Origin of the sequence: Leucobacter sp. cx-328 (genome assembly GCF_014530035.1) — a bacterium.
Lineage (GTDB): Bacteria > Actinomycetota > Actinomycetes > Actinomycetales > Microbacteriaceae > Leucobacter.
In genome coordinates this window covers 38,220-63,355 of record NZ_JACVMX010000007.1, presented here as the reverse complement: position 1 = coordinate 63,355, position 25,136 = coordinate 38,220, and the positions used below count along the sequence as shown (strand labels likewise).

20 protein-coding genes and 1 pseudogene are annotated in these 25,136 nt (G+C 62.1%); 10 read left to right on the top strand and 11 right to left on the bottom strand.

What is annotated here, in order from left to right; translation table 11 throughout:
* Nucleotides 1-70: 70 nt before the first annotated feature.
* The 11 genes from ICL81_RS09580 to ICL81_RS09535 all read right to left on the bottom strand — a co-directional run bounded on the left by ICL81_RS09580 (nucleotide 71) and on the right by ICL81_RS09535 (nucleotide 17,158).
* Nucleotides 71-2,071 (bottom strand): DUF3732 domain-containing protein, encoded by a 2,001-nt coding sequence (locus tag ICL81_RS09580; protein WP_188034677.1) that lies wholly within the window; start codon nucleotides 2,069-2,071, stop codon nucleotides 71-73.
* The gene (locus tag ICL81_RS12205; RefSeq protein WP_223160664.1) at nucleotides 2,071-2,568 is read right to left on the bottom strand and encodes a three component ABC system middle component; all 498 of its coding nucleotides are present in this window, start codon (nucleotides 2,566-2,568) and stop codon (nucleotides 2,071-2,073) included. The genes ICL81_RS09580 and ICL81_RS12205 overlap by 1 nt, the downstream gene beginning before the upstream one ends.
* Entirely contained in the window at nucleotides 2,565-3,770 is a 1,206-nt protein-coding gene (locus ICL81_RS09575; protein ID WP_188034676.1) for an ABC-three component system protein, read from the bottom strand. Before ICL81_RS09575 ends, ICL81_RS12205 begins: the two co-directional genes overlap by 4 nt.
* A 27-nt stretch (nucleotides 3,771-3,797) precedes the next feature.
* A complete protein-coding gene (locus ICL81_RS09570) occupies nucleotides 3,798-7,229 on the bottom strand; it encodes a DUF499 domain-containing protein (RefSeq protein WP_188034675.1) in 3,432 nt (1,143 codons plus the stop codon).
* 3 nt (nucleotides 7,230-7,232) lie between these two features.
* Nucleotides 7,233-10,028: a DUF1156 domain-containing protein gene (locus ICL81_RS09565; protein ID WP_188034674.1), complete on the bottom strand. Its 2,796-nt coding sequence runs from the start codon at nucleotides 10,026-10,028 to the stop codon at nucleotides 7,233-7,235.
* 44 nt (nucleotides 10,029-10,072) lie between these two features.
* Nucleotides 10,073-13,654 carry a helicase-related protein gene (locus tag ICL81_RS09560; RefSeq protein ID WP_188034673.1) on the bottom strand — a complete coding sequence of 1,194 codons (3,582 nt, stop codon included), beginning with the start codon at nucleotides 13,652-13,654 and terminating at the stop codon, nucleotides 10,073-10,075.
* A gap of 86 nt (nucleotides 13,655-13,740) precedes the next feature.
* Entirely contained in the window at nucleotides 13,741-13,938 is a 198-nt protein-coding gene (locus ICL81_RS09555; RefSeq protein WP_188034672.1) for a helix-turn-helix domain-containing protein, read from the bottom strand.
* 113 nt (nucleotides 13,939-14,051) lie between these two features.
* Nucleotides 14,052-15,188, bottom strand: a complete 1,137-nt coding sequence (locus tag ICL81_RS09550) for an alpha/beta hydrolase (protein ID WP_188034671.1) — start codon at nucleotides 15,186-15,188, stop codon at nucleotides 14,052-14,054.
* On the bottom strand, nucleotides 15,185-16,204 hold the full coding sequence (locus tag ICL81_RS09545) for a DUF6545 domain-containing protein (protein WP_188034670.1): 1,020 nt from the start codon (nucleotides 16,202-16,204) through the stop codon (nucleotides 15,185-15,187). The genes ICL81_RS09550 and ICL81_RS09545 overlap by 4 nt, the downstream gene beginning before the upstream one ends.
* Nucleotides 16,201-16,665 carry a hypothetical protein gene (locus ICL81_RS09540; RefSeq protein ID WP_188034669.1) on the bottom strand — a complete coding sequence of 155 codons (465 nt, stop codon included), beginning with the start codon at nucleotides 16,663-16,665 and terminating at the stop codon, nucleotides 16,201-16,203. The genes ICL81_RS09545 and ICL81_RS09540 overlap by 4 nt, the downstream gene beginning before the upstream one ends.
* 61 nt (nucleotides 16,666-16,726) lie before the next feature.
* Entirely contained in the window at nucleotides 16,727-17,158 is a 432-nt protein-coding gene (locus tag ICL81_RS09535) for a hypothetical protein (protein WP_188034668.1), read from the bottom strand.
* Between the two features lie 387 nt (nucleotides 17,159-17,545).
* Here ICL81_RS09535 and ICL81_RS09530 point away from each other — a divergent pair, with 387 nt between their 5' ends.
* The 10 genes and pseudogenes from ICL81_RS09530 to ICL81_RS09485 all read left to right on the top strand — a co-directional run bounded on the left by ICL81_RS09530 (nucleotide 17,546) and on the right by ICL81_RS09485 (nucleotide 25,109).
* A complete protein-coding gene (locus tag ICL81_RS09530) occupies nucleotides 17,546-18,628 on the top strand; it encodes an ArdC-like ssDNA-binding domain-containing protein (RefSeq protein ID WP_188034667.1) in 1,083 nt (360 codons plus the stop codon).
* The gene (locus tag ICL81_RS09525; protein ID WP_188034666.1) at nucleotides 18,628-19,551 is read left to right on the top strand and encodes a bifunctional DNA primase/polymerase; all 924 of its coding nucleotides are present in this window, start codon (nucleotides 18,628-18,630) and stop codon (nucleotides 19,549-19,551) included. The genes ICL81_RS09530 and ICL81_RS09525 overlap by 1 nt, the downstream gene beginning before the upstream one ends.
* Nucleotides 19,548-20,153: a DUF2637 domain-containing protein gene (locus tag ICL81_RS09520; protein ID WP_188034665.1), complete on the top strand. Its 606-nt coding sequence runs from the start codon at nucleotides 19,548-19,550 to the stop codon at nucleotides 20,151-20,153. The genes ICL81_RS09525 and ICL81_RS09520 overlap by 4 nt, the downstream gene beginning before the upstream one ends.
* Nucleotides 20,150-20,521, top strand: a complete 372-nt coding sequence (locus ICL81_RS09515; RefSeq protein WP_188034664.1) for a hypothetical protein — start codon at nucleotides 20,150-20,152, stop codon at nucleotides 20,519-20,521. Before ICL81_RS09520 ends, ICL81_RS09515 begins: the two co-directional genes overlap by 4 nt.
* A 96-nt stretch (nucleotides 20,522-20,617) precedes the next feature.
* On the top strand, nucleotides 20,618-21,472 hold the full coding sequence (locus ICL81_RS09510) for a hypothetical protein (protein WP_188034663.1): 855 nt from the start codon (nucleotides 20,618-20,620) through the stop codon (nucleotides 21,470-21,472).
* Nucleotides 21,469-22,485: a ParB N-terminal domain-containing protein gene (locus ICL81_RS09505; protein WP_188034662.1), complete on the top strand. Its 1,017-nt coding sequence runs from the start codon at nucleotides 21,469-21,471 to the stop codon at nucleotides 22,483-22,485. Before ICL81_RS09510 ends, ICL81_RS09505 begins: the two co-directional genes overlap by 4 nt.
* A 30-nt stretch (nucleotides 22,486-22,515) precedes the next feature.
* Nucleotides 22,516-23,196: a hypothetical protein gene (locus ICL81_RS09500; RefSeq protein ID WP_188034661.1), complete on the top strand. Its 681-nt coding sequence runs from the start codon at nucleotides 22,516-22,518 to the stop codon at nucleotides 23,194-23,196.
* Nucleotides 23,197-23,208: 12 nt separating this feature from the next.
* Nucleotides 23,209-24,375 (top strand): annotated as a pseudogene (locus ICL81_RS09495) (M23 family metallopeptidase); the annotation flags it as partial.
* Between the two features lie 23 nt (nucleotides 24,376-24,398).
* Nucleotides 24,399-24,665: a DUF6112 family protein gene (locus ICL81_RS09490; RefSeq protein WP_188034659.1), complete on the top strand. Its 267-nt coding sequence runs from the start codon at nucleotides 24,399-24,401 to the stop codon at nucleotides 24,663-24,665.
* A 171-nt stretch (nucleotides 24,666-24,836) separates the two neighbouring features.
* Nucleotides 24,837-25,109, top strand: coding sequence for a DUF6112 family protein (locus ICL81_RS09485; protein WP_223160667.1), 273 nt, complete (start codon nucleotides 24,837-24,839; stop codon nucleotides 25,107-25,109).
* Nucleotides 25,110-25,136 lie beyond the last annotated feature (27 nt).

Genomic DNA, 25,136 nt, shown 5'->3' with positions numbered 1-25,136 from the left:
CGCGTGGCAGCTATTAGAGGTCGGCGTGTCGGTCGTGCCGCTCAGGACGCGAACGAACTACTCAGTCGGCTCAGCCATCGGGCTCTGTCTGTCCGGTGGGCAACTGCGCCTCCTCCGGCTCGGCGGAGTTGGACGTGTCCTGCAGCCAGTGCTCGGGGATCAGCTTTTCTCCGTCATGCCAGTCATGTCGGACGTGATCACGGAACCAATCGTCGCTATATCGGGCATGATCAATCACGATCACCTGCATCTTGCCCGCATGAGCCAAACTGAAATCAGCGATCGTCTTGAGCATCGCGCGAACCCGTTCGCCTTCTCGGTCCTGCTTTCCGCTTCCAGAAGCATCAAGGTCACCTTGAAAATGCGCCTGGCTGGGCTGATCGAGCATCAGGAAACGAGGTACCGGGCGGTGCTGGCCGACGAAGTAGCGATGCAGCGCCAGGTGGGTGGCGATGTGGTAACCGACCCAGTTCGCCCCGCTACCAAACCCGGTAAGTTCGACTGGGCCGAACTCTTCGTCCACAACGACAGTCAACGCGTTGATGTCCAGGCGGACGGGCCGATCAGCGCTCTCGGCTTCGAACTGACGGCTGTACTCGCCAAGATAGCTTCCGATGACGTTGAGCCGCGACAGTGTTTGCTCGCGGACATCATCGCTACTGAGTTCGAGCTCCAGTTGTTCGACCCGCAGCTCCGCGTCACGCTGTGTGGCTCGCAGACGACTAAGTTCGTCCTCGTCTGAAGCCTCAGAGTTGCGAAGAATTGCATCGATCCTGCCGCGCACAAACGCTTGCTGAGCACTGACATCGGTAGGGTCAGCCTGACCTTCTGCGCGTGCCGCCGTATCCAATGCACGGGTCGCCCCGGCAAGAGCTTCGCGCAACTCGACGACACGTGCAGTCACTGCCGTGACCGCCTCCGCCCTCCGTGGCCGCACTTGCTGAACGGAAGCAAGCGAAGTTCGGAGATCGTTGAGCCGTGAAGTCAGCTGAGCGACAGAAGCATCGGGATCAGGGAGTGGCTGCGCGCATACGGGGCAAGCATCGAGGTCACCGTCATGCTCAGGAATAAGTCCAACGCTTTCGAGCCTGCCAACCTGCGCTTGGAGCGAGCCACTGTATTCGGCCTCTCCACCTTGTTGGTCAAGCACGATACTTCGCATAGCGATGGCCTGATGAAGTTCCGAACGAAGTCGTGCTGCGTCTTCCTCGAGTCGCCGGTGCTCGTCCTGAACCCGAACATCAGTTCGCAAATCAGTTGGAGCATCTTGGTCCGCTGCGTAGAGAATCGACATCGCCGCGGCCCGGAAATCGCCCGACTCAACCAAGCTTTCGCTCGGAGTAAGGCCTACTGCCGCTGCTTCGCGTAGAAGGTCCCGAAAAACGGTCTCACGCTCTGCGGATTCGCTCTCAGCCCGAGCAAGCGCCGCGTCCGCACGACGCAACACGCGTTTTGCCTCTCTCAGCGCTTCGCGCTGCTGCGCCTGGTCACCATCAACGGCACCAAGGAAGAACGGGAATGTATCGCGTAGAGAGATCTTGATCCCGTCTTCGGCCTGCCGGTGGAAGAGTGTGGACTTCGTTCCAATCTCCTCTTGCTCTTGGAGGCAGAAGAGCGCAGCAGTCCCGAGTCCAACGCTGCGAGCAGCTGACCCGTACTCGCGGGGTTCCAGTTGAACGTTGTCTAGACCGATGCGCGCCCCGATCTGCACTCGTAGTGCGTCGGAGTCGACGTTCTCGACGAGTTCCTCGTAGAGCGGCATCTCCAAATCTGAAGTACCAAACTGAATCATGGCACGAGAATTGCTCTTCTTTCGTGAGGATTTACGACCCACGACAACGCGGGTTCGGTCCTCAAACTCCCACATGACGGCATACCAGGAGATCGCGCTGAACATCGCTGTCCGAGGCACGGTTGCCTCATCGCGCCCGAGGCAGTAGTCGACAATCGTTAGAAGTGCACTCTTTCCGGTGCTGGACTGGCCTGTGATGATGTTCAGCTCGCCGGGTCGAAAGTCGACATCGCGATACTCGCCACCGTGGCTATAGATCCGAATTTTCAGTAGTTGCATTATGGTCTAACTCCAAGTTGGGTAAAGACGCTCTCCAGAGAACCTGCCCTTGCGAACCAGGTACCCGAGATTGCCGACGACACCGCGATAGAGCGCAGTTCTGTGCCACTAGCGAGCTTTGCGTGAGACGAGATCTGAGCGCTTAGGTTGCCGTTGGAATCGAGCGTGAGTAATCCGCTCCGTAAACCAACGCGAAGGCCCTCGCGAACATATGGAACGAAGGAGCGAGCCCTGTTTGGATACCCAGACAACACTTCGGTGTTTTCGGTGACCCAGCGAGCAAAATGAGTCGCCGTGGTTTTGGGGAAACGCTCACGGGTTGGCCCATGCATGGTCAACGGGGCCACGAGGAAAGCCAACGGGAAAGGCAACGCGCCGCCGCTTTCGGACTCGTATCGTGAGGCGCACCAAGCAACGCAGACAGCACCAATCGCTGGGTTCAAGACGTCGGATGCGGGCTGTGGGCGCCGACTCCAAGCAGGAAGCTCGACCGTCATGCGATTACCTCGGCTAATACTTTCCCGAGAATCGCCTTGAAGTCAGGATGCCAGCCAAGCTTTCCTTGATTTGCGATGCTGTATCTCGTACCACGCGAATGGAATGGTGCATCGAACTCAGGTCGAATAGTCACCTGCATTGAGTCGCCGAGCGCGCGGAATAGGGCTCGCCCACGAATTGCCCGCTCGTTCGGATCGGTCACTCCTCCAGACTCCAAGTCTTCGAGCATCTCATCGAACTTGCGGGACCACTCGTCTTTGAGTGCCCACTCGTAACGCTGGAGTTCATCGTCGAATAGGTCGCCGTTTTGCACCCACTTGGTCGTGTGTGCGTACGCGCGCAAGTAATCGACAACCGCGCTTCGGAGCGTGCTCTGGCTTATCTTGATCAGCTTGAGCTGTTCGACAAACCGCTCATCGTGACCCGCGGAAATCTCTTCATCGTTGAAGTCCAGCGTCACGTCAACGACGAGTGCGTCAGAACGAAGTTCGTCGCGAAGCCATTGCATACGTTCATATAGCTCGCTGGCGATCACGACACCTGCTGAGCCACTCCGGTTTTGTAGCAGCAGGGCCACGCATCGACTGTCCCACCATCCCCAAAGCCGATTTCGGTACTCGACGATATGACGTGCCGGAACAAACGGGGCAAGCTCAGCATCAATCAACTGATCGAGATTGGACACATTCACACTGCCGCCTACTACGTACATCCGGGAGAGCAGCGATGAGCGTATCGAAGAGCTGGCTTCGTTCCAAGCGGCACGTCCAGCCTCAGTTGCTTTCGATCCACTTTCCGCAACAGTGTTGAGGAGTTCCAGTGCGCGAGCGACATTGCGTTGATTCGGGTCGGCTCCAAGCAAGGACACTCCACTGCCTGACTGCACTGGTGACGTCGTCACCAGTGAGAGCATGGGACCGTTAGCATTTGCCAGAGACGGAGTCTGGAGCCAAACGCGAATCGTCTTCCAAAGGTCAGGGCTCCGGTCCGTCAGTGATCCTTGCCCCTCGTGGTGTTTGAGCTGGATTGCGCTCAGGGGGTTCAGGTTCTCATCGGTCAACGCGACATCATCAAACACTTCGAGCGTGATACAAATGCTCTGATCGTCCGCCCGCCGAGATGCCAATAGCAGCTCGTACATCGACCAGCGGACCTGATACACGAAGCCGAGCGCGGACGCGGATGCGTCAAATTGAGTCATCCATGCTCCTTTGCCGATTCCTTTGGGTCAGTTCTCGAAGGTGGAGTCTTTGAACTTCAGCGTCGAAGCATTCTCGGAGATGATTCGACGCTCGGACTCGTCGAAGCCTGAGGACTTGCGAGCCTGGATGTCGATCGTGATCTCCAGCTCCGCGCCAGTTCCCGCGAGTCGGTCGATGACCTCGCGGGTCACGTTTCCGATGTCGCGCGAGTAGCGGTCGGCGCTCACCGTCACTGAACCGAAGTAGCGAACCAGCAGGGCTTCGAGCGCAGATTCGGTGCCCGAACTGCCGCTACCGTCTCGGCCATGATCAGTGAAGGTGAAGTCGACCGGTCCGATGCCGCCGACGCCATCTGCACTCTGAGACGCTGACGATGACTGCGACGAGGAGTCCCTATCGGTCGAGGTCTGCGCAGCGGCAACTTCGCGCTGACGCTGCTGCTCCCGATCGGCCGTGATCTGGGCTTCAGCCTTCGAGGACTCCACCAGCAAGGTCGCGTCCGTCACCTGGATCGAGGCGCCAGACTTAGGCGGCAGAACGAGATCCAAGTAGCGACCGGTCGACTCATCCTTGCCACGGGCAATCGCGAATCGCTCGCTGTCGACCAGTACCGTGTCGACCGCATTGGCGATCGCACGATCGAGCACGTCACGGTTCACCAGACGCAGCATGTACGGGTAACGCGTGAAGTAGCCCCACACCTCGCCGACAGTGACCTCGCCCTTGTCGCGCCACAGCTCACCGAGCTGGTCCTGCAACGTCTCGCCGAGGATCGCCGCGCCGAGTTCGGTGATCATGAGGTCGTCCCGGCTGAGCTTCGCGCTCACCTTCTGGGCGAGCGAGTTACCGGACTTGTCGGGCACCTTGTCCACACCGAGACTGAACGCCTTGGTCGCGTCGAACTGCTCGGGGTACATGGCCCAGCCGTAAGTGTCGCGGATGCGGTCAGTCACGGTCTGGTTGAACCGCGCCACCTGGTCGTCGGTCTGCTTGCGCTGCTGTGCCGAGAGATTCAGGGTGTCGCTCGTCGCTTGGACTCGCTTCCACCCCAGGTAGGTCCGCGTAGCGCCTTCGAGCAGCTCCAGTTCATTCTTGTCGGCAACGAGGAACACGAGCGTGTTGCGGTGAATTCGCTGACTCGCACCCTTCTGCTCAATCGCAGCCCGCACCCACTGGTGCGCTGCCGCATCGTCACCGCTGTTCTTCAGCCGCGAGTGGCGCGGGTGGACGATGACGAGACGGGTGTTTTCCAAGTCGGGGATGTCCGCGCTCGACTCGGGTGCGACATGCACACGATCGAACTGACCACGGGTGCGCTGTTCTACGTCAAGCCGCTTCACGATCTCGTTCCAGACAGTCTCGACGTCCTCACGAAGCCGTTCCGCGTAGTCGCTGGCCGTCTTCGTCACGGAAGGCTGCGTGTCGAACCAGTAGTGACCCTGCTCCTCATAGAAGTAGGTCGACTTCTGACCGAGCAGATCAATCGCGCTTCCGAAGTTGCCGAGCGTGTCGCCGGGCGTGCCTGTACCAAGCCACACGTACTGCTTGTCGAGACCCTTCCGGCTCGACTTGCTGCGAGGCGCCGCGCCCATGAAAATCGTGCGCGCAATGCGTTGAGTAACGTGACGCTCTTGCAGTGTCGGTCGACTCTTGTCGATCGCCGCTGCCGTCGACGCCGCTCCGTCGATGTCAGAGTCGATGATCGGCTTCCACTGATCTTCGAGGTACTGGGTCAAGTCGGTATTGACCGTGCTCGCATCGAGCGGCACGTACCCGGGCATTATCAGCGGTGCCGCATCCTCGGACACCCACAACTCGTGCACGATCGACGACACCAGCTTGAGCACGCCACGCGTGCGCTGGAACCGCTCCAACGTCGACCAGTCCTCATACAGCCGATCGAGCAGCTCAGGATGCAGCGGGTACGACGACTTGATCCGGTCCTCATACTCAAGCCCCGGAACAGTGGCATCGCGCGGGAAGAGGTCGAGGTTGTTGCGGTACATCGTGACGAAGCTGCGCGCAGTCGTCGCGACTGCGGTCAGACCCGCCGCATCGGGCGCCTGGAAGAGGCGACGGCGCACGATCTCGAAGGACTCGTCCTTACTCGACGGTCGCCACTGATCGGCAACGCGCCGGATCACGTTCTGCAGACGCTCCAGCGCGAGCTGACCATTCGCACCACCAATCTCGATGTCAGCCGAGCCGGTATCGGATGCCGGGATCGAAACCACCAGCATGATGCCCGGCACCGACTTCACAATCTCGGTCAGCGACTGCGCGAACGTGAACTGTGTCTCGAAGGAACCAGCGGGCAGTTCCTTGTCGGTGACCAGCTGACGAGCATAGGCCACCCATTCGTCGATCAGGATCAGCGCGGGTCCGTAGGTCTGGAAGAGAGTTCGGAGCGCGTCGCCGGGGTTTGTCCCCGCCGCATCGTCGGCGGCGATCTGATCGAAGGCCTCACGGCCGCCGAGCTGCCACGCCAACTCACCCCAGAGGGTTCGGACTTCCGTACCGTCGTCCTTGACAATCGGCGATCCGGCCTTCAAGTAGGTGCCGACGAGTGCGACGCGCTTGACCAGCAGCGTCTCAAGATTTTCGCTCCCGGTCGATGCGATGAGCTTCTGCAACTCATCGGGGAAACGGTGGGCGGGCGTGCCGCTGAAGAGGTGGTACAGCGCGAGCATCGAGTGCGTCTTGCCGCCACCGAAGTTCGTCTGCAGGTTCACGACCGGGCTGGCATCGGTCGAGCCGTTCATCCTGCGCAGTGCGCGCGAAAGTAAGTCGCGCAGACCCTCGGTCAGGTAGGTGCGGGTAAAGAACTCGATCGGGTCGCTGTACTCGGTGCCGACGGCCTGGCCAGTATGGACGAAGTGGAGATCGGCAGCGAACTCGGATGCCGTGAACTCGCCGCGCGCGACATCGTCATGGGGACGAATCACCTCGCGCCAGGGGCGCAACCCCTGGCCTTGGTCAGACGCGGTGACCGACGCAACGCGCTTGACCTGCTTACGAGTCTGGTCTTCGTACACGGTGCGCTGCAAGTCCTGCCGGAGCCCGTGAACGTCCTTGGCGGAATCGACAGCCCCGACGGCCTGGAGCAGACGTTCCATCGTGTCGAGTGCCCGGGCAGTGTCGTCAGAGCTCACCGGCTTGCCGTGCATGACGTCGTTGCGGAAGTCTTTCAGCTCCGACCCGTAGCCCTGCTGAGCGCGCGAAAGAACCTCTTTGAAGTCGTAACCCTTCTCGGTGATGGCGCGCAGCTGCACTTGGACGTCGGTCTTGTCCATCTGCTGCGCCGGGCGACTGCGCTTGGTTGCGTCTTCTAGGGACCACTCCGTGTTCCAGTCGGCGGTGCCGAAGGATGCCGTCATGACTTCGTCGACCGTGTCGTAAAGGCCTTCGGCGAGCAGACCGAATGCTTTGAAGAGTCGCTCCTGGTTGTTCATTGCCATCGATCAGTCCTCCGCGTCGTCGAAGTCAAAAGTCAGCTGCGCGTCCCGCTGTGGCGCAGTGGCCTCGAACTTGCGGGCTTGCTCGTTCAATTCGCCCCAGGCGCTGACAAGCCCGTTGAAGAGACCCGCATCCTTCGAGTCCTTCTTCTTCTCCGCCTCGTGGAAGAGGAGAAACCCAAGCTCCTTGACCGCATCCAGGTTCACACGCGACTGTACTGCCGGGATCAACACGGCGACCTTGTCGACGCCGTCCTTTGCCATGACAGCGGCGAGTCGAACGGTGGCTTCCCAAACGCTGACACGATCGTCTGAGGCGACGTCCCAGATGCCCCCCAACGCCGACGGTGCAAGCAGGCGGGCCTTGCCACCCTTGGCCTCAAAGATGCCGCCGCGCTCCAGCGCTCCGATCGAAGTGTCGGACGAGCGTGCGAGCTGATCGGCAATGCCGGAGTTCTCTTGCGCCCAGCCGTACTGGCGGTACCACTTGATCGCGAAGCGCGTATCTCCGTCGAAGTCTGACTCCTGATCACCGATGACCTCATCGAGTGTCGCGTTGACGAGCACCAGTGCGTCCTTGACACTCATGTCGGAACCGTCGGCCTCGCGAACACGTGAGTATCGAGAGAAGACAGCGATGCCGGGGCCGATGGCGGCTTGGGCCAGGTCAACGGGGGCTACCGTGCCTTGCATCAGGGTATGCAAAGCGGCAGGCAGTTCTGACTTCAAGGTTGCGACAAAGGCGCGTCGGGTTGTTGTCGGGGCATCGACCGGTCGTGGACGGCAAGCAAGCACAATCGAAGAGGCGAGCGCGTTGGTCCCAACGCTGATCATGCGCCCTCCGCGCTCACTACGCATGGGCCACGTTGCCGTGATCTCCCAGCCTGTGTCAATAAGTCCGTCCAGGAGCGTATGCCAGCCGGTCGACGTCGTACCGGTGTCGCGAGTGTCCTGTTGCTTGTATGCGTAGTACAAGGTAAGTGGCACCGCGTGATTTGCGGACTCGCGAATCCTTCTGAATACATCGTTGAAGCCGTCGACAAAGAATTTCGCAGCTCCGGCCTTACCATTGTGGCGATATGGGTTAGCCACTAGTTCCTCAGATTTCGGCGTTAGCACGGTGCCGAGTGTCTTGGATTGAACCGAGCCAAGTGAACGCCTTAGCCACACATAGAAGTAGTCCGACAGGTCGGAATATCCGATGTTGTCATAGTAAGGAGGGTCCGTCGAGACGACCATTCCCGAATAGTCGCGTACTGCGGCGTTCAGTTGCCGAGCTTGACCAACTTGGAGATTGCTCGGCAAGCCGTCAATTCCTGATGCGACCCAATCGACATGAGTGAAGAAGTGGCCAACGGAATTCGAGAACGGATTGATCTCGACATAGTCCCATACCATCGGGATTGCCTGACGCGCGAATGTGTCACGAACACCCTCAATCTGAGGGATCCAACTGCAGATTGACGATGACCAGTCCGCAAGCTTGCTAATTGCAAAAGACAAGTACGTAGCGATAGCGTCCGCGTAAGCTTCGGCACCCGCCCCTCCATCTTCGAGCCGTGCACCCCGGGACATTCCAGCGTCAAGTGCGTCTTGAAGAGTCTTCGCTCGAACCGCTGAGATTAGATCACTCAGCACCGTCAGCGTTCGAAGTTGTCGGTTAGTAAACAGGTCCGAGAACTTCGTCAGCCCGTAGGCAGGTGGCGAAAACCAACGTGGATTGTTCGGAATCTCCGCTTCGATCCCAGGATCAACTCTTTCGACGTTTGCCGCTTCAACGTGCGCAGGAGTCGGCGAAACATATACTCGTCCGCGTTTCCCTTCTGCGACGACCGCGATGAGATGCGCTCCAATTTCTCCTCGCTTACCTGCCTCGCGAATGTAGTCATAGGTGAATGGGGTCCCATCGATGACTGACCAGGCACCCTTCCCGTGTTTGATGGTGCCATCGGCATCACTTTTCGGCCCATTCGCGTCATGACGAACTTCGTATTGAACTTGGCCGTCAACGACTTCAGCGTGAACCCACGCTTCCTTACCCTTTTTTTTGCAGAGCCACCATGAACGAACCAGAGGCACCTCGATTGGGTTTGCGGGATTTGGGCTCTTGACAGTGCGTGCCCATACCCATGCAATTACTGTGTGTTCGGTGCCGCCGTCAGCCTTCACCTTGGGATATAGATGGCCGATTCGCTTCTTGGCCTCATCGCGCATCCACTCTCCGTAGCGACGGACATCTTCCCCAAGCCCCTCGGCGCGTACCCATCCCGTGCGGGTCTTAGCCGCGCCGGGAAAGATTGGGGAGTTACCGGAGAAGGTCGGCGCGATTTCGATAAGAGCCTTGTTGATTAGTACCGCTAGAGGATTCAGATCGGACGCATGCGCTTCGAGGCCAAGTCGCTGCGCCTCAACAGGAATAGCGCCGCCACCTGCGAACGGGTCTACAATCGCAGGGAGCTGACCATTGTTCGACTTGCGGATCTCGTTCCGCGCCTGCTCCATGAGGCGTTCGTCATTGCTGTTCTCCCAGACGACGAGCTTTTCCATCAGTTCATGCAGTCGTGCGCGCTCAGCGTCCTGCGCTTCAGCTGTCGGGAACTCCTCCGGGCGCGAAGCTGGGTCATCGACAAGCTGGGCGAATAGAACCGCACGCGCTGCTACGAGCGGCCGACGCGCCCAGTAAAGGTGCATCGTCGCAGGGTGGCCTTTTCTTGGCACGGACTTTTCGTGCTGCGACGCTGCGTTGATCGCCTCCAGCGGCAGTGATGTTTCGATGAGCTTCTTCTTATGCGGGGCGGTCATGTCTCGTCTTTCAGGCGTTGTGCTGGCGTCTTTGGTGGGCTGGGTCACCGCGGCTCTCCTCCGCGGTCCCAGTAGTCGCGCCACCCTTCGTTGAGTGAGCGCGTAGTGTTCGAAGGCTCCATGTGGGTGAACGCGTCGGTCACGTAGCGAACCTGATCGCACTCGGGCCCCTGCGTTGAGACGCTGACGAGTGAGAGCCGGTGTCTCTCGCCCTGCGTCTGGGCGAAGTTCACCTCGTTCGTGGTGATGGTGAACGTGTCCGATCCTTCGATGCGGCCCTTTACCTCAATGTAGAAGACGCGCCCCTCAGCATCCGTCGAGCGGATGTCGAAGCCCGGGTTGTTCCGCGCCATCTCTTCCGGCGAGCGACCCAGTGCACGCTCCGCGGCCAAGGTCAGCTCGACGGCCCGTCGCTCCACTTCTTCCACGTTTCGAGCGAACGTCCGCGGCTCGGCTCCCGAGGGGGCGACGTTGCAGCTTGGCACGACAAGAGCCATACCGCGAATGATCGCTGGCGCGGCGGCGACCTCCGCAGCAGAGTCGAGTTCCTTCATACGACGATCCAGGCGATCTTCGAGCTGCCGAGAGCGGGCGAGAGCAGTCTCCGCACGAACGCGACCAGTGGTTCCATTGCGTTCGAGCGCATCGAGTCGGTTGTGTTCGCGGTCCCAGTGGTTGATTTCTGCGAGCAGTCGCTCCCGGACCTGAGCGCGAGTGCGGACGGCCTCGATGTCCAGCCGCGCTTTGACTTCGTCGATGCGAGGTTGGAGGCCGTAGCGGAACGCCTGGGCGCGGATCAGCTTCTCATGGTTCTTCTTCGCCCAGTCGCTCGCAACAATTGCATCGATCTGGCTCCCCTCGTCCTGGCGCGGGCGGTCGTAGTCGAGGTACGGTGGCGTTTGGGAGACGGTCACGGTGCCGTCGCTGGTGAATTGCGGGTAGTCGAAGTGATGCGAGATGGTAGCGGGATCCGCTGCGGCGGTTTGAATCTTCTGCTCCACCGTGTACATCAGCGCAGGCTCGGCCATCTGCTTGTCACGTCGGTCGACGAGAATGGTGCCGCGCTTGAGCGCTTCCCCAAGATCCTCAATCGTGACGTCGATCACCGCTTGCAGCAGTGCGTGTCCGGGGGCGATCAATGCGGCCTCGATCTGACCGTCGGCGTGCTTCTTGTCGAGTTCGAAGGTGATCCGCTCGTACTGGTCAGCGACCGGTGCCCACCGGTTCGCGCGGCGCGCGGCATCCACAACCCGTCTCGGAACACGCGCGATCTCGTACCTGCCGCGCTCGCGGCGGCGCACGCGTCCACCGAGCCGCTCGAAAGCGGGCAAGAAGAACGCTGCGATGTAACCGGGCTGGAGTCGACGCTCGCGAGCCTTCTCCATCCGCGCTCGAACCTCTTCCAGATTCAGCGCGCTGAACATCTCCGGGTGAAGGGCACGCTCTTCGAGCATGTCGTCGAGCCCGTGGGCGACACCATCATCGATGATCTGGTCGAGCTTCGCCTTCGTTTCGGGCTGGTCGCCGTAGCGAATTGCCTCGATCAAGAGATCGCGCAGTGAACGCTCCTGGAACGCGTCGGCGTCGCCGAGCACGTTGAACAGGTTGCCGTTGTAGGCGATGGACATTTGGCCGATCTTCGCAAGCAGCCGGATGAACACGTCGCCTTCACGGGTGTCCTTCGCGACCATGTTCCACAGGTGGCAGACCTCGCGCTGGCCGATGCGGTGGATACGGCCGAATCGCTGTTCGATGCGGTTCGGGTTCCAGGGCAAATCGTAGTTCACCATGAGGTGTGCGCGCTGTAGATTGAGACCTTCGCCAGCAGCATCCGTGGCGAGCATGACGACCGTGTCAGGGTCGTGTGTGAACTGCTCGCGTGCGGTTTTGCGGTCTTCGCGCCGCGTTCCACCGTGGATCGTGATGACGGAGTTCGCGCGACCAAGAAGCGCCGAGATCTTCGTCTGGAGATAGTCGAGCGTGTCTCGGTGTTCGGTGAAGATGATGATCTTCCGAGCCTCACCAGAGGCGGCATTCGTGAGGAGCTGCTCGTCGAGGATCGTGCGAAGCTCCACCCACTTCTTGTCGACATCCTGCAGACGCACACGAAGCGCCGAACGGATCAAGCCTTCGAGAGTCTGGATCTCGGCACGAAGCTCAGGAATCGTCTGCGCAGCGGTCGCGAGGTCGACCACTGTGTCGATTTGCTCCTCGAACCGTGCGCGCTCGTCTTCGGTGGTCTCTTCGTCCAAGTCCTCGAAGTCATCGATCGAAAGACTCGGGAGTGCCGCTTCGGAGAAGTCTAGTTCCATGCGCCCGGAGGTCCGCTGGTCGATGTGTGCTGAGATGTTCGTGCTGTTGCGCGCGGTGTCGGTGGCGCGCTGCATTTCGCGCAGCTTGTCATCCAGCCGTTGCTGGCGTCGCTGCAGTGAGCGCAGAATCGCTTCGGGGCTGGACGCGAGTCGTCGTTGGAGCATGGTGAGTGCGAAGCCCACGTTGTTGCCGCGCTTTTTGTCTCCGTCGGCTGCGATCCGTTCCGCACGCCCCATTTCAGTGCGGACGTAGGTCGTGACGTCCTCGTAGAGATCGCGCTCGGCAGGACTCAGCTCGTACTCGACCGTGTACGCGCGGCGCTCGGGGAAGAGCGGCTTGCCTTCGAAGGTGAGGAGGTCCTCCTTCACCATGCGGCGCATCAGCCCGTTGGTGTCGGTGCGGTGAACACCCTGACGGAACTGGCCTTCGAAGCGGTCTCGGTCAAGCAACGACATGAACAACTGGAAGTCGTCTTCCTTGCCCGCGTGCGGCGTCGCAGTCATGAGCAGGAAGTTGTGTGCGGTCTCTGACAGGAGTCGCCCGAGCCTGAAGCGCTTCGTCTCGGTGACCTCGCCCGCCCAGTAGTGAGCGGACATCCGGTGTGCCTCGTCGACGATTGCGACATCCCACGTAACGTCAGAGAGCTGTTCCAGCAGGTCTTCGCTTCGAGACAGCTGATCCATTCGAACGATGAGGTAGTTGTGCAGTTCAAAGACGTTTCGGCCTTCGGCATCGTCCACCATCTGCCTGTTGAACACCTCGAAGCGCAGGTCGAACTTCTGCGAGAGTTCTTCGCGCCACTGCTCGACAAGCCCACCTGGCGCGATGACGATCGCACGATCGCAGTCTGACCGGAGGATGAGTTCCTTGAGGTAGAGACCGGCCATGATCGTCTTACCTGCACCGGGGTCGTCCGCGAGCAGGAATCGCAGCGGGATGCGTGGCAGCAGTTCCTCATACACTGCCCGGATTTGATGCGGCAGTGGGTCGACGTCCGAGCTGTTGACCGCAGCCATGGGGTCGTAGAGGGCCGCGTACTTGATGCGGAGTGCCTCGGCCGCGAGACGGAACTCATCCGGGTCTGCGTCGAAAGGTGGCGCTGAATCGGTGTCACTCGCGAGTTCGAATCGCTCCGCATCGGCGTCGGTGATGGTGCGCGCGCCGCTCTTGCCCGCGTCGTCACGGTAGAAGACTTCGTAGACCCCTGCGTCGATCGAGTCAATGGCGATGAGGGCCACGGCCTCGCCTGCCACGAGCCCACGAAGGCGCTGGCCCGGTCGCAGCGTTGCGAGCAGGGACGGTGTGTCGTTCACGGGCTTCTCCTTCCTGTTTTGGGCAGTGGATCAGGGTACAAGGGACCGCCGACATTGATGCCCGTAGCGGCGTGCCGGGCGGGTAGTCAGGACGGGTTGGACTCCTCTGGTGCGGCTGCACCGCCTCGGCGGACCCAGTCGTCGACCTCGCTCGCTTGGAACTTCCAAAGGCGACCAATCTTGTGGGCGGGCATGTGCTTCTCGGCGATCCAGGCGTAGACGGTGTCCTTAGTGACACCAAGATGGGAGGCGATGTCGTCGGCAGAAAGCCACGGCTCGGTCAAGTTGGTCCTCCCTCTCAGCCCGAATAGGCAGTCACTCCGATGCTATCTAAGTACTACCGAGCTGAGTAGGGTTTTCCCGGGTGTAATCCAGTGTGCGATGCCAAGACAGTGTTTCAACTGGCAAGACCGTCGGAGAGCCAAGTTGAGACGGTCGCTCTCCAACGCGCTGCGTCAGAGTTCCATGACAACGTGTGACCTGCATCGAAGCACTCCAATTGCACGAGGTCTGGACGCTTCTTCGCGAGCGCCAACGAAGTCTTTATGGGAACTGAATCATCACTGGCCCCGTGCAGAATCAGCGTCGGCACGGAAAGTTCTTCGGCGTGTGTCACCCAATCGAACTCTTGGAGTGAGACACGGGCAGGGAGCCCCATCAGGCGGGCGAGCGGACCGATTGCGAGCCACGGAACGGCAAGCAGCCCGGCACTGCGCGGGAGTCCGGCGCGCTGACAGTTGGCTTTGATGACCTCAGGCCAGTTGAGCACCGGCGAATCCAGCACGAGCCCTGCAATCAGCGGCGCGTAGTCTGACCGCTGCGCAAGTCGAACCGCGATCGCGGCGCCCATGGACCAGCCGAATAGGATGATCCGTTCGGCCCCCCTCCGAACCGCGTAGCTGATGGCAGCCTCGACATCTTCGGTTTCGGTTATGCCGAGCGCGGATCGGACGGACCCCACAGCGGGCCCTTCACCATCGTTACGGTAACTCGTCACGAGCGAATTGAGCCCAAGTTCCGTCGCGACCTGCACACCGCGGAGCGTGCCCGCTCGGGGGCTGCCCAGACCATGGATGTGAATCGCCCAAGTCGACATGTTGCTCTTGATCCGCCAGGCGTGCGCGTGGCCGACGGCGGTACTGATGACGATGTCGCTGGCATCGAGCCCGGCATCGGCGGGCGTCGCGAAGTAGATGCCGCTCCACGAGACTCGATCGCCTTCTCGCGGCGTGAGCCCTGGTGACACTCCCACGACGACGCGGGCGACTTGGTTCTGGCCGCGATCCTCAACCTCGCTGCCGAGTTGCGCCCATCCGCCGTGCTCAAACCAGAGATTGTAGGTGCCGGGCGCTTCGGTATCGCAAGTGCGGTCGAGCAGAAGAAGTTGGCGATCACCATTGACCTCAACCCCGCGCAAGGTCAGGTTGAAACGGCGTGGCCCGACTGGTGCCGTCAGCTTCCGCGCGATCGTCCATCCCAGGGCTGCACCAGCAGCACCGAACATAGCACCGCCGATCGCGAGCTGCCGCTTCATGCGTGCTCCCTGCTGCTGTCGCCGCGATCCGCGCGCCAACCGGTGCGCGCTACGCACGTGTCGAGCCCAAGGAGCTGCCCCTCGGCCCGTTCCAGGAGAGCTTCTTCGGCAGAAGTCACTTCGAATGTCACGCGCGGATCGATCATGGCGTCACGAATCTCAACCACTTCGCGGTGCAATCGACCTTCGGGGTTGTCGAGGCTGGCGCCGAGAGCGTGGGTTCCGCTGAGCCCGGGTCGAACGCTCGTGGCTCGCTGCCAGAGCGGCTCCAGCTCCTCCACAATCTGCGCTATCTGTGCGCGTCGAGAGCGATCACGCAACGATCTGACAACTGGTTGGCCCGCGAACCCGGCGCACAAGAACACGAAAGTGAGCAGCGAGAGTGGCCCGTATGCATCGCCGAACGTGCGCATCAGTTCCAGGTGACCCGCGACGTGTGCGACATCCATTACGAGGACCACGACGGCCAAACCCACGCCGCACGCCGAGCCAAGGAGCAGGAGGAATGCGGGGATGCGCTGGATCCCGGTGCCGACGCGAAGTTGACGTGCCGCCAACGCGAGCATGGCCGCCAGGACGATGCCGCAGTAGGTGAAGCCGATCATTGAGTATGCGGCCGTTACCGGTTGGTCGCCGAGGTCAAGCATGAATCTCGCGGTCGACTCGCCTCGGTCAATGAAGAAGAACAACACCGTCGTCGCGACCAGGGCGAGGATCAGCGCGGGGCGCCCGACGGCGGCTCGCACCAGTCGGGGACGATACTCACCAGCCTTCATCGCTGCGCGCCCCAGGAAGAAGAGCCCAATCATCAAGAGCGCGTCGGAAAGCAGAGTCGTAATGTTTGTTCCACCGAAGACCGGATCAACGGACAGGTAGATCGCATCGACGTTAAGCGTCATTGCGATCGCGATCGTCAGGGATGCGTAGGAAATACTGCGATCAGGGCGCCCGCGTCGCAGGATCAGCAGGCTCGCTACGAGAACCCACATGAGGACCGCAACGAGCGTCTGGATCATCCGAAGACCTCGAAGTAGCGAGACTCCGCGAAAGCGGACCCTCGGATCCCTGCCGCGAGCCGGTCCGCCAGAGACTCCGCAGCAATCTCGGTGTCGGAATCAAGATCCTGCCGCCTGAGCAGGCGGGCACGAGTGTGCGGAGGGATGTCAGGCAGGAGCACGTCCGCCTCTGTGCACTCGTCGCCGTCGCAGTGACCCAAGATCATGTGTGACAGCTCATGTAGAACAAACTGCTGGCGATGTAGGGCGGAGTCCGTGCGCGCATGGATGATGATGTCGTCTTCGTCGGTCGTGAGCCAGACCGCGCAGAGTCCGTCATGATCGCCGATCTCGGCAAGCTCGACGATACGCAGGCGGCGTCCCCTACGTTGCTGCACCACACCGTAGAGATCGTCGAAGGTGAAGGCACTGCCGAGGGCAAGATCCGAGACGGCCGTGGAGACGACCTGTTCGATATTCACGTTGCGCTCACCTCCTTCGAGGGCACTTCGCGGCATCGACTCGGCTACGTGAGCGACGCCGTTATTGCTTATCTGTGTGTGTCATTTCCTCGTCCAGGAACTTGCTTATGGCTTGGAGCGCCTTCGGTGAAATGTCTCCAAGAGTGCGTGCCGCATACGACTTCACCTTCGCCGCACGCATCGAGCGCACGAGATCGAGCTGTGCGCTCACCTTCTCGGGAACTACAGCGTCGTTCGCGCCGATCAAGAAGTCGGTGTCGACGTCGAAGAACGATGCAAGCCCGGCAAAGACGGCGGGGTCTTGAACGTACCGGTGCCCATTGACCATGTACGTCCAGCGCGACCGTGACAGGTTGGTGCCGCGATCCCGGAGAAACGCCGCAATCTGCGAGTAGGTCGGCTCGGAGCCGGTCTCGGCGATTGCAACATCGAGCAACAGCCGCAGGCGCTTCGCAAGATCCGCGGCCGCAGCGGTGCTCTCATCGTCGGTCATGCGCGCTGACCTCCTTCGCTCGCGGTGAGAAGCATCCTCGGCAGGGTAATCCCGGCACGTTACGCATGCTCAATATAGCCGTTGAGCATGAACAAATCAAGGGTTGCGCATGTTCAACGGTCGATGTTAGAAACGAAGCCCCGCATGTTTTGAGCATGCTCAACGCCCGGGAGTCTCTGGACCCTTCGATCACTCTTAGGGAGGTGAACCATGCCCAGATTCTGGCTGCCCACGCATTGTCGACCGCACTCGCGCCGAAACGAGTCGCTACGTCGTGCGGTTGGAACCCGCAGGGGCATCCGCAGAGTTCGTGGAGTCGCTCGCCCACCTCACCGGTGTATCGCCACGCACTCCTGCGACGTGGCGCGCCGGAGAGGAGGGCACCCGATGGTGTCGACAGAGGAACGCCGTGCCACCCGCGAAGCGAAGCTCGACGAGCTGCACGAGAAACTTACCGAAGCGGTGGAAAAGCTAGTTTCCGGCGAAGACTGGGCAGCTGCGCTCCGGTTCGCAGCCAGGTTCCGCAGCCGCTCGTTCAACAACACACTGCTCATCTGGATGCAGCACACCACCGCTTTCGAAGCGGGACTCGTGTCCGAGCCGATGCCGTCATATGTGGCCGGGTACAAGCAATGGCAGCAGTTGGGCCGTCAGGTCGAGAGGGGGCAGCCTGGATATCAGATTCTCGCTCCGGTGACCGGTCGGTTCGCGTCGCCGACGCCTGCGGATCCAGCATCGTGGCGGCGGCTCAACCGATTCGAGAAGCCTCGACCGAGCGAGGAAGTCCGCTCGAAGATGATCGGCGTTCGCCCCGCCTACGTGTGGGACGCGGCGCAGACCTCCGGCGATACCCTGCCGACTCCACCTGCGCCGACGTTACTGAAGGGGGAAGCGCCGGAGGGCCTTTGGGCGGGGTTGGCCGAGCGAATTGAGGCGGCAGGTTTTCAGCTCCTCAACGTGGAGCGCGAGGGCCTGATCCACGGGGCGAACGGTGTCACGGACTACATGGAGAAGACGGTCAAGGTCCGCGAGAACATGGATCCGGCGGCGCGCGTGAAGACGCTTGCGCACGAACTCGCCCATGTGCTGATGCACGGTCCTGATCAAGATGCCGCGCGGCAACACCGGGGAGTCGGCGAGGTGGAGGCCGAGTCCGTCGCGCTCATGATTGGCGCTGCACACGGGATGGACACCGGCGACTACACCATCCCCTATGTCACTTCGTGGGCTGCAAACGTCGACGGCCAGGAACCCGCGGAGATCGTGCGTGCGACCGGAGAACGAGTGCGCGCCACCGCCATGAAAATCCTCGACCAGCTGGACACGCAGATGATCGGCGACGGCACGCCCCCTGGGCTCGATCGCACCGCCGGGCGCACGAACTCCGCCCCCGCCGGGCGCGCGAACGTCGCACCAACGAGCGCGGCCAGCCCAGGGCACGTTGCAGCGCCCGAATCGCGAGGTCTGTGATGAGCGCGGCAGACTCGTTCGTTCAGGTCCTCGACCGAACGGGCCACGAGAAAGCACTCGGTCGAAGCGCACTCGCGTTGGTAGCGAGAGGCATCCCGGTCTTCCCATGTGCCGCTGGCGGGAAGCGCCCCGCTGTCGCGGGAGGATTTCACGCAGCGAGCGCCGAAGCCGACCTGGTGTGGCGTTGGTGGACTGCGATGCCCAACGGGAACATTGGGATGCCGACGGGCGCAGCCTCGGGCCTCGTTGTCGTCGATGTCGACGTGCACGGCGCTGTCGACGGATACTCGGCGCTGGAGCGTGCGCGACGCGAAGGGCTGGTGGATGGCTGGGTCGCAGCGGTGGAAACGCCCTCGGGTGGCCTGCACCTGTACTTCCCTGCGAGCGGCGATACGGACCAGAGGTCTTGGCAGTCGGCGCGAGCGGGAATCGACTTCCGCGGCGACGGCGGCTACATCATTGTGCCGCCCTCGGCACGAGCCATCGAGGGTGAAACGCGCCGCTACACGACTTTGCAACTCGCTCACAGAACGGGTCATCCGCTCGACGCACAGCGCCTTCGAGATTTCTTGGATCCTCCGCGGCGAGCCGCGGGCCCGGGCGATGCAGTCTCTGAGATGGCGCCCGCTGATCTCACGCGATTGGCATGTTGGGTATCCCGTCTCCAAGAAGGCGAGCGGAATCACGGCGTCTTCTGGGCAGCCTGCAAAATGGCGGAGAAAGATATCCCCACAGGCGCGGCGCTCGACGCTCTGACGGCCGCGGGTGCGTCTGCTGGGCTCAGCGAGCGCGAAGTGACGACGACCGTCCGCTCCGCCTATCGAGCCGTGCAGGGCCGGTCATCTCAACGATTACCCGCGAGCGAACCGATGACCCGACCCCACCGACCGCGACCGGTCCCAGATTCTCGGGCCTTGGCATGAGGAGCATTCGGGCGCGCCGATCGGCGATCATCACGGCCGTCGCGGGCACGGTCTTCATCGCTGCTGGCGCGTTCTGGCTGTCGTTTACCTCCCTGGCGGATCTCGCTGCCCGCTCGGGCATCGGTGCCGGGCAGGCATGGGCATGGCCGCTCATCGTCGACGGCGTCATCGTTGTCTCGACCGTTGCTGTCGTTGCCCTCGCCGGGTCACGCTCCGCCTGGTATCCATGGACTCTGCTTGCGGGAGCCGCAGCCGTCTCGGTGACCGCAAACTCAATCCATGCGGTGGTCGCCGCAGATGCCGACGTTCCAAGCGTGCTTGCCGCGGCTGTCGCTGCCGTTCCGCCGGTGGTGCTGTTGGCAATCACACACTTGACGGTGCTGCTCATGCGTACGCCCGAGGCCACCGAGGAGCACGCCGATGACGCGCCCCTCTCGCCCCAGGAACAAGCGGCCGTCTTGCATGAAGAAGGGTGGTCAAACAAGCGCATAGCTAGCGAGCTGAACGTGCATCCTTCGACCGTCGGGCGCTGGTTCGCGAGCGCACCTACCGCACATGAACGGGCGCGTTCTGCACCCGACGAAACTGAGGACACAACATGAACGAGAAAACGGCCGACGTCAGTAACCACCCCATCGATGCGCAAACCATCGACGTCACGACGAGGCACGAAGCGGTCGAGTTGACGAGGCTCCGCAATCAGCGCAGAGGCTCGATGGGTGATCCTGCGACATACAGAGGGCGCGGTGTCGAATGGGTACGCCCGACCGACCTGATGGCTCGCAGCAGCGCACGAGTGGCCGGTGCGGGGATCAACTTCCAGTCCGAGCTGCATCGGCGCACGCGCGCAGCGGCACAGGAGAGCACCCGGCGCCTCGCCGAGCGTGCACGTCATCTCCCTCCCCTGTCAGCGTTTGGGCGCGGCGCCACGCGACCGGATGCGGGCCGCAGCCCGATCGGCACCGCCTGATCGTGAAGAGCGGACATCGTCATGGGCACCTCATCAGCATCCAACCTCCCCAATGGGGAGCGGGTGCGCACCTGCGTAGCAGGAGGTGCTCTTGTCATGACCACTCAATATTCGCCCTCGCACCCTCGCGAGGACTTCACCACGAGCGAAGGATTGCGCGCCCTGCTGCACCGGTTACACCAGTCGGGTGCCCATGCATGGAAGCACGACCGCGTAGCCGCTGAACTCGCCGCGTTTGCTGCCGAGAAGTATGGGGCGCTCGCTCGCAAACACGGGCTCGACCCGTGGGAGGCTGCATCGGCCGCCTTCGACGTAATGCGAACTCGTTCCGCGCGCGAGGCTGACGACCCCTGGGCCGTCGTCACTCGCGGCGTCCAGATCACCTGCATCGCTGAAGAACGTGGGCAGGGGCTGCTGTGCGCCACGCACCAAGCTCGACGCCCGCACGTCTCCGCATTCCATGACCCAGAACGATTCGCCGACCGCGAGAATCCACTGGCCGATTACCATCCCGCGTTCCATGTGGTCGACAACTACCTCGAAACTGAGGTTGACGACGTCGACAAGAATGACGAGGTAGGCACCGCCAGACAGGCGATCGAGGTCTCAATCGCGTTGTTCGCGACGTTGGGCTGGCCGGAAAGCACGACCCGCGCCGCGATCGAGCACGTGTGTGGCGCGATCGCTCGGGCAGGGTCTCGGCAGAGCGCCTACGAAGTGCTGCGGCGCGACAAGCATGCTCGCGCGCTCCTCGATCTTCCCGGCGATGCATGGTCGGCCCTGCTGCACGCACTGCTCGGACACCCCAACCCCGCGTATCGTGCGGCGAGCACCGGCCGCGGCATCCTCCTTCGCATCCTTGTCGGCGAAACTCTTCCCGATCTGCTGCTCGATGACGGTCTCGTGTCGATCATCGTGACGTGCGCACCCAGTCATGGGAGCGGACGATGAGCACCCACGACGGGCACATCGAGCTGGAACGAGCTGTCGACTCAATCCACGTTGGCCATCGTCACCGCAAGGATCTCGGGGAACTCGCTCTCCTCGCCGCGTCGATCGAACGGGATGGATTGCTGCAACCAATCACTGTGACGCCGGAGGGCAATCTCGTGTGCGGGGCCCGTCGGCTGGCCGCGATCAAGCAACTGGGATGGATGCACGTCAAAGTCTGGGTGCGCTCAGGGATCTCGGGAGAACTCGCGCACCTCCTTGCTGAGCAGGATGACAACGCGCTGCACAAGTCGCTCACCCAGCTGGAGAATGCAGCGTTGTACCGGGAGATCAAGACATTGATGGCTGAGGATGCCGCCCGTCGCCAAGAAGCATCACGATTCAGCACCGAGAATCAGCCGGGAAATGACGGTGCCGCAAAATTTGCGGCACCGTCAGACTCTGTCGGAGACGCGCGCGAGCAGGCCGCCGCCATGATCCCGGAGGGCGCCTCTCACACGACGCTGGAGAAGATCAACTACCTGCAGCAGATGGCGGACGACGAAAGTCAGCCCGACTCCGTGCGAGAAGGCATCGCGGCCGAGCTGGAACTCATCGGCTCAGGCGCTCCCGTACACCCGAGCTTCCAGCGTGCTCGGCAGCTCGTGACCGCAGCCCAATCCGATGGTGACGTTGTGGATGTGGCGAAACTGGCTGAGAAAGCACTTGCGCGTATCAAAACCGCTCCAAAGCCCAAACGGCGACCTTCGCCAAGCGCGCTGACCTCGCGCGTCGACGGTGACGAGCCGTGGCCGATTCGCGCATTCGTCGTCACGTGGACGGAACTCGACGGCTGGTGGCGGCACTTCGACGTCGATCAACTGGCTCGTCAACTGAGTGACGCCGAGATCGAGATGTTCCTGCACGTTGTTGAAGCCACCGTTCAGGTCGCTGAGCAACTCCGTGCCGCGCGGGACGTTGATCGGGCGGACGCCGAGTCGGCGACTCAGGCAGGGAACCTTCGCGCCCTCTGAGCTGTGACTGCTGCGGCGCACCTGTTCCGCATGAAGCTTCCTACCGCTCCCCGCGCACGCCGCACTCTGATCGCCCTCATCGCGACGCTGTCGCTGGCGATCCTTGTCGCTGGCATCGGCATCTACGGACTCGTCATCGGATCCGAGCAACCCACCGAGTCAACTGATCCTCCATTGTCGAGTGCTGCTCCGAGCGCAGAACCTTCTCGTGAGCCGACCTCACCACCTCGGATCCCGTCGATCCCACAGACCACCGACGCCGAGGCGTTCGCGCGCAGCGTCGCCGCCGCACTGTTCACCTGGGACACCGGCAGTGGGTTCCTGCCTCTCGACTACACCGCAGTCATCCTCGACGTCGCCGACCCGACCGGCTTCGAACAGTCGGGACTCGCCGCCGACATCGCCACCTACCTGCCCACGCAGAGCGCGTGGGCGCAGCTGCGACCGTACGCGACGACGCAGCGTTTGGAGATCACCTCAGTGTTCGTGCCGGATGCCTGGGCTGACGCGGTCGCGCAGGCTCGCCCAGGGCAGCTGCCCGACGGCGCCGCCGCTTACACGATCGAGGGCATCCGCCATCGATCCGGCGTGTGGAATGGCGACCCGGTCAGCGCGGAGCAACCGGTCGCGTTCACGATCTTCATGGCGTGCCCGGCCGACGACCCTTGCTATGTCCTACGGCTCTCGCAATTGAACACTCCGCTGCGTTAGGACGACTGGCTCATGATGAAGAAGCTCGCGATCGCAGTGGTCGCCTTGATGTTGCTCGCACCGACCCTCGGGCTCGTCACCGTCGGACTGGTGGCGAATCCTGCTGTCATCTCATGTCTTGCCTCGTCGGGACTCACCGTCGGTAACGTGCCGGACTCTCTCGTGGTCACGACCGCAAATGGCGAGACGTTCTCCCTGGACAAGCAGCAGCTCACGCACGCTGCGACGATCATCACCGTCGGATCGAGCATCGACGGTGTCACGAGGGATGCCATCCAGATTGCACTGATGGCGGCGCTGACTGAGTCGACGCTTCGACAGCTTGCGAACACCGGCGCCTACCCCGAGTCCGGCAGCTATCCGAACGATGGGAATGGCTCCGATCACGACTCACTCGGCCTGTTCCAGATGCGACCGCAATCGGGCTGGGGCTCGGTCGCGGAGCTGATGGATCCCGAGTATCAAGCCAAAGCATTTTTCGGCGGCCCGACCGGCCCCAACTACCCCTCGCCCCGTGGTCTTCTGGACATCCCCGGCTGGCAGAGCATGGGCAAGGGCGAAGTCGCGCAAGCCGTCGAAGTGTCTGCGTACCCCGACCGGTACAACAACTACGAGCCCGTCGCCGAGACGATCCTCACGACACTCACGCGTGGCACATCGGCAGCGACGACGACGCCAACGGCCCCTTCGTCGCCTGTCGTCGACGTGGCGGAGGCCTCGCGCGTCGTGTTCCCCTTGCCGGAGGGGACCTGGGTACACACCAGTGATTTCGGCCCGCGTACCGATCCCCTCACCGGCGAGAGTGCCTTCCACAGCGGCACGGACTTCGCAGCGCCGGATGGGACACCGATCCTCGCCGCGGCCGACGGGGTCGTAACGGTTGCCGAGTTCTCTGGAGGCTACGGCGGCCTCATCGTGATCGAGCACCGCCTCGGCGGCGTGACGGTCGCGACCGCCTATGCGCACATGTGGCAGCACGGCATCCACGTCACCGTCGGCGAGCGCGTCATCGCGGGACAACACATCGGCGATGTGGGGTCATCCGGGCGCTCAACGGGCCCTCATTTGCACTTCGAGGTTCGACCAGGTGGAACGAACGGCGAAGCAGTGGATGCCGCGAAGTGGCTCAATGATCACAACGCCGCAGATCTTCCCGAAGCTACGGCAGGAGCCGGATGTTCCGCTCTCGGAGGCGGCCTCTGATGAACGTGTTTCCTGACTTCGGCAGCCTCAGCGGCATCGGTGATCTCAGAGCCGTGATCGGCGCGATGCTCACCATCATCCTGATCGTCGCAGTACTCATGATCATCATCAGCGCGATCACCTGGGCGATCGCCACGTCGACGGGCAACCCGGGAGTCGCCGCGAAGGCGCGCGCCGGGGCCTTTGTCGCGCTCGGAGCAGCGATCCTCGCCGGTGGCGGCGTCACGTGGGTGAACTGGCTCATCAACATCGGCGGACAGCTGTAGTACTGCTGTTGGCCTCAGGCCCTGGCGGGAACTCTCGCCAGGGCCCGTTTTATTGCGTGTGACGGAGTGCGCACCTGGCTCTCGACCCTGTTTCGTCACCGCCGCGGGCGGTGCTCACGCCAAGGAGCCACCGTGTTCGAACTCATCACGACCCTCACCGCAGTTCTGCCGATGAACATCGACGTGACGCCCAACGACTCGGGGTTACCCGGGATCGGACAGTTGCGCGTCATCGTCGGCGCCGTCATGACGATCGGGCTGATCCTGTCCGTGCTCGCCCTGATCGTGTCGGCGATCGTGTGGGGATTCGGGGCGAACTCGTCCAATCCCCACCTCGCCTCCCGCGGCAAGCTCGGCGTACTCGTCTCTTGTGGCGCCGCCATCATCTGCGGTGCCTCCGTGACGCTGATCAACTTCTTCTGGAACGTCGGGCAGCAGGTGTGAGCTTCTTGAATCCCCCAACTTCGAGAG